Here is a 4,314-nt window from a genome sequence, read left to right as displayed (position 1 = left end):
CTCCTCCGGCAGGGCGCCGTCGGCCAGGGCACGGGCGGCGGTCGCGGCGAAGCAGTCACCGGCGCCGCAGGGGTCGCCGTCGGCCTCCTGGAGCGGCGGGAAGTACAGGGGGGCCTCGTCACCGGGGCGGGCCAGTACGGCGCCGCGCCGCCCCAGGGTCACGGCCACGGCCGCACTGTGCCACGCCGCGGCGAGGGCGGCCCCGCGTCGGCCGTGCCCGTGCAGCCCGTCGGCGTCGGAGTCGGGGCACTGGTCGGAGCACAGGGCCAGCGCCTCGGCGGCGTTCGGCGTCACCAGCCGGGCGCCCGGCACCGGGGGCTCCCCGCGCGGGTGCGGGTCCCACACCACCTGCGTGTGCCCGGCCAGCACCGCCAGTTCGGCCCGCAGCCGGGCCGCCACCCCGCGCCCGTAGTCGGACACGAGGACGGTGTGGGCCGCCGCCAGCGCCGCCCGCACCTCGTCGGTGACCGGGCCGACGGTCCCGCCCCCGCGGTCCACCCGCAGCAGCGGCCGCCCCTCGGCGCACAGCCGGGTCTTGACGGGCACGCTCCCGCGCAGCGGCAGCTCCACCACCCGCACGCGCGGCGCCAGCAGGTCGCGGACCGCCTGGTCGGAACGGCTGCGGCCCAGCGCCGTGATCAGTACGACCTCCGGGCGCGCGGCGGCGTCCCGTACGAGGCCGTCGGGCGGGAAGGCCGCGGCGAGGGTGGCGGCCAGGCCCGCCCCGCCGGGTCTGCTGTGCTCCTCGTCCACGTCGAGCACCGGCGCGGGCGCGTCCGGGGCCAGCCTGCTGGCCCGGCCCTCCACGTCGGTGTCCAGCAGGGTGTCGCCGACGACGACGAGCGGGCGGTTGCGCGGCATGCGCGCCTCCTTCGGGAGGGGGTCGGGGCGGGCCGGGCCCGCCACTCGGGATCACCTCGGGACGGATCCGGGGCCGATCCGGGGTCGCCTCGGTGCCGACTTGGGGTCATCTCGGAACCCGATTCGGAACCCGAATCGGGGTCCGCCTCGGGGTCGAATTCGGGGTCGTCTCGGGTCCGCCTCTGGGCCGGTTCGGGGTCGCCTCGGGTCGGCTCGGGTCCGGCTCGGGATCACCTCGGGGCCGTCTCGGGATCGCCCCGGAGCGCGGTCGGCGTCGTCCGGGGGCGCCGCGACGCCGCGGCGTCACCTCTCCGCCTCCACCGCCGGGAGCGGCGCCGTCGCCGCGACCAGGTCCTCGGCCAGCTCCTGCGCGGCGTCGAACGCCTCGCACAGCAGGTGGACGGCCACCAGGTGGACCTCCTGGACGGTGGCCGTGGTGGCACCGGCCACGCACAGCGCGTCGTCGGCCGCCGCCGCCAGCGGGTTGGGTGCGGGCCCGGTCAGCGCCCACACCCGCAGTCCCGCCTCGCGCCCGGCCAGCGCCGCCTTGCGGAGGTTCTCGCTGCGCCCGGAGGTGGACAGCAGCATCAGCACGTCGCCCACGCGCCCGTGCGCGGTCACCTGGCGGGCGAACAGCTCGGCGAAGCCGTAGTCGTTGCCGATGGCCGTCACGGCGGAGGTGTCGGCGTGCAGGGCGATCGCCGAGTACGGTCTGCGCTCGCCCTGGTAGCGGCCCACCAGCTCGGCCGTCAGATGCTGGGCCTGGGCGGCGCTGCCTCCGTTGCCCGCGGCCAGCAGCCGGCCGCCGTCCCGCAGCGTCCCGGCCAGCTGTTCGCCCCACGCGGTGATGTGGGACGAGGACGTCTCCCGGAAGGCGGCGACCGCCTCTTCGAGTGCCTGGCAGTGTGCGTGTGCGGGGTCGACAGGGAGCATGGCGGCGGCCGTACGGCCGGTCGGGCCGACGGGCCTCCCTCCTTCGCGCTTCGGGGTCGGGGTCGGGGTCGGGGTTCGGATCCGGGTCCGAGGTTCGAGGTTCGCGGTTCGGGGCCAGGGATTCGGGCTTCGGGGCACGGCCGCCGTGGCACGGGCGCCGTGGGACGGCGGCCACCGCGCGGACGTCAGGGCGCGGCCGGTACGGCCGTCCGGTGGGCCGCCGGTGCCGCGTGGGCGGCCAGCACCCGCCGGTAGACCTCCTCCGTCTGGGCCACCACCCGCGTCCAGCTGTAGCGGGACAGCACCCGGCGCCGCCCGGCCGCGCCGTACGCCCGTCCCCGCGCGGGCGTCGCCAGCAGCGTGCGCACGGCCTGGGCGAGGGCGTCCGCGTCGTGCGGCGGCACCAGCAGGCCGGTGCCGCGGTGGGCGACGGTGTCGCGGTGGCCGCCGACGGCCGTGGCCACCACGGGGGTGCCGCAGCTCATGGCCTCCAGCGGGACGATGCCGAACGGCTCGTAGTCGGCGGGGCACAGCACGGCGTCGGCCGCGCGCATCAGCCGCGGCACCTCCGCGCGGTCCAGCCCGCCGGCCAGGTGCACCCGGTCGGCGACGCCCAGCTCGCGGGCGATCCCGCGCAGCCGCACGGCCTCCGGGTCCCGGTCGAGGGCGGGGCCCGCCGGACCGCCGGCGATGACGAGTTCGGCCCCGGGGACGCGGGCCAGCGCGGCGATCGAGAGCGCCGCACCCTTGCGCGGCACCAGCCGCCCCACCTGCACCAGCAGCGGGCGGCGGGCCGGGCGCGGCCACAGCGGTCCCGTCGGGGTGAACACGTCCGGGTCCACGCCGCAGGGCACGACGCTGACCCGGTCGGCCGTCACCCGCATCGCCGCCAGCTCGCTCACCTCGTCCCGGCAGGTGGCGATGATCCGGTCGCAGGCGGCGCCGACCGCCCGCTCGCAGGGGATGCGCTCGCCGGGGCTGGTGTCGGCGTCGCCTTGGTGCCGCTTCTTGACGGTGCCCAGCGCGTGGTACGTGTGCAGGAACGGCAGGGCCCGCTCCTGCGCTGCCTGGAGGGTGGCCAGTCCCGACATCCAGAAGTGCGAGTGGACCACGTCGGGCCGCTCGGCCGCCCACTGGGCGGACAGGAAGGCGCCGAACAGGCCCATGTAGGGCAGCAGTTCGTCCTTGGGTACGGGCTCGGGCGGGCCGGCCGGCACGTGGTGGACGTCCACGCCGTGCCGCAGGGGGAGCCGCTCGGGCAGGTCGGGGGAGTCCCGCCGGGTGTAGACGGTGACGCGGTGCCCCCGGTCGGCCAGCGTCTCGGCGAGCCGCGCCACATGGACGTTCTGCCCGCCCGCGTCGGCGCCGCCCAGCGCGGCCAGCGGACTGGCGTGCTCGGAGACGAGCGCGACGCGCAGCCGGCTCCTGCCCCGGCCCTTCCGCGGCGCCGGGTCCTTTTCCGGTGCCTGGCCCTTTCCCGGCGCCCGGTCCTTTTCCGGCGCCCGGCCCTTTCCCGGTGCCCGGTCCTTCCTGGTGGCCGTCATCAGCGGGTCACCTCCTCCAGCAGCCGCTCCCAGCGGTGCAGGAACGGTTTGAGGCCGTACCGGTTCAGCGCCGCGCGCCGGGCGCGGGCGCCGTCCTCGGCGGCGGCCTCGGGCTCGTTCAGATAGCGGCGCGCCGCCCCGGCCAGCACCTCGGGGCGGGTGGAGAGCACTCCGGCGCCCTCGGGCACGGCCTCCACCGCCTCGGTGGTGGCCAGCGCGACCACCGGCATGCCCAGGTGCATGGCCTCCAGCAGCGACAGGCCCAGCGACGTCCAGCGCACCGGGTGCAGGTAGCAGCGGCGCCGGGCCATGGCGGCGTGCAGCCGCTCCTGCGGCAGGTCCTGGGCGCGGCAGCGCTCCGGGCCCAGGCCCAGGTGCGCGGCGAGTCCCGCGGTGCGCATGCCGAAGACGTCCAGCGGGGCGGCCTCGCTGAGCGCGGGCAGCAGGTCCGTACCGACGAACCGGCCGCGCCGCACCGGGTCGTTGACCACCACGGCGGCCCGCGCCAGCTCCCCGGTCCACTGGTGGCCGGGGTCGACGATGCCGTGCTCGATGACGGTGGTGGGGGTGCTGCCGCAGTCCCAGAAGAGCCGGTTGAAGTGGGTGACGTGCACCAGCGTCATCCCGGGCCGGTCCGCGCACGGGTGACGGGTGTTCGGCACGTCGCCGTCGGGCGCGTTGTGCTCCAGGTAGACGGCCGGGATGTCGCGGCCGGGGCGGCGTCCGCCCAGCCAGCGGGCCGCCAGCTCCTCCTCGTGCGGACGTTGCAGCACGACGGCGTCCACGTCCTCCCCGGCCAGCTGCTGAGGCGTCACCTCGCGTACCGAGTCGGGCCAGGAGAACGTCCGGGCGCGGCCGAGCCCGTCGGGGCCGCGGTCGGGCAGCACCGGCACCAGGTAGGTGTGCGGGCCCTGGACGAACGCCGTCGTCCACGAGCCGTGCACGTGCCAGATCAGGATCCTCATGCACCGGCCTC

At 77.3% G+C, this 4,314-nt stretch carries 4 protein-coding genes; all 4 read right to left on the bottom strand.

Going from position 1 to position 4,314, the window contains the following annotated elements:
- A partial coding sequence (locus FM076_RS11340; RefSeq protein WP_243274432.1) for a PfkB family carbohydrate kinase occupies window positions 1-861 on the bottom strand: 861 nt, incomplete at its 3' end.
- A gap of 303 nt (window positions 862-1,164) precedes the next feature.
- Window positions 1,165-1,794, bottom strand: a complete 630-nt coding sequence (locus tag FM076_RS11335; protein ID WP_173869963.1) for a D-sedoheptulose-7-phosphate isomerase — start codon at window positions 1,792-1,794, stop codon at window positions 1,165-1,167.
- A gap of 185 nt (window positions 1,795-1,979) precedes the next feature.
- Entirely contained in the window at window positions 1,980-3,338 is a 1,359-nt protein-coding gene (locus tag FM076_RS11330; protein ID WP_243274431.1) for a glycosyltransferase, read from the bottom strand.
- Entirely contained in the window at window positions 3,338-4,303 is a 966-nt protein-coding gene (locus tag FM076_RS11325; protein WP_173869961.1) for a glycosyltransferase, read from the bottom strand. The genes FM076_RS11330 and FM076_RS11325 overlap by 1 nt, the downstream gene beginning before the upstream one ends.
- Between the last annotated feature and the right edge of the window lie 11 nt (window positions 4,304-4,314).

The sequence above is a fragment of the Streptomyces albus subsp. chlorinus genome, from assembly GCF_013302895.1.
GTDB classification, from domain to species: domain Bacteria; phylum Actinomycetota; class Actinomycetes; order Streptomycetales; family Streptomycetaceae; genus Streptomyces; species Streptomyces chlorinus.
This window is presented reverse-complemented; position numbering and strand designations above follow the sequence as displayed.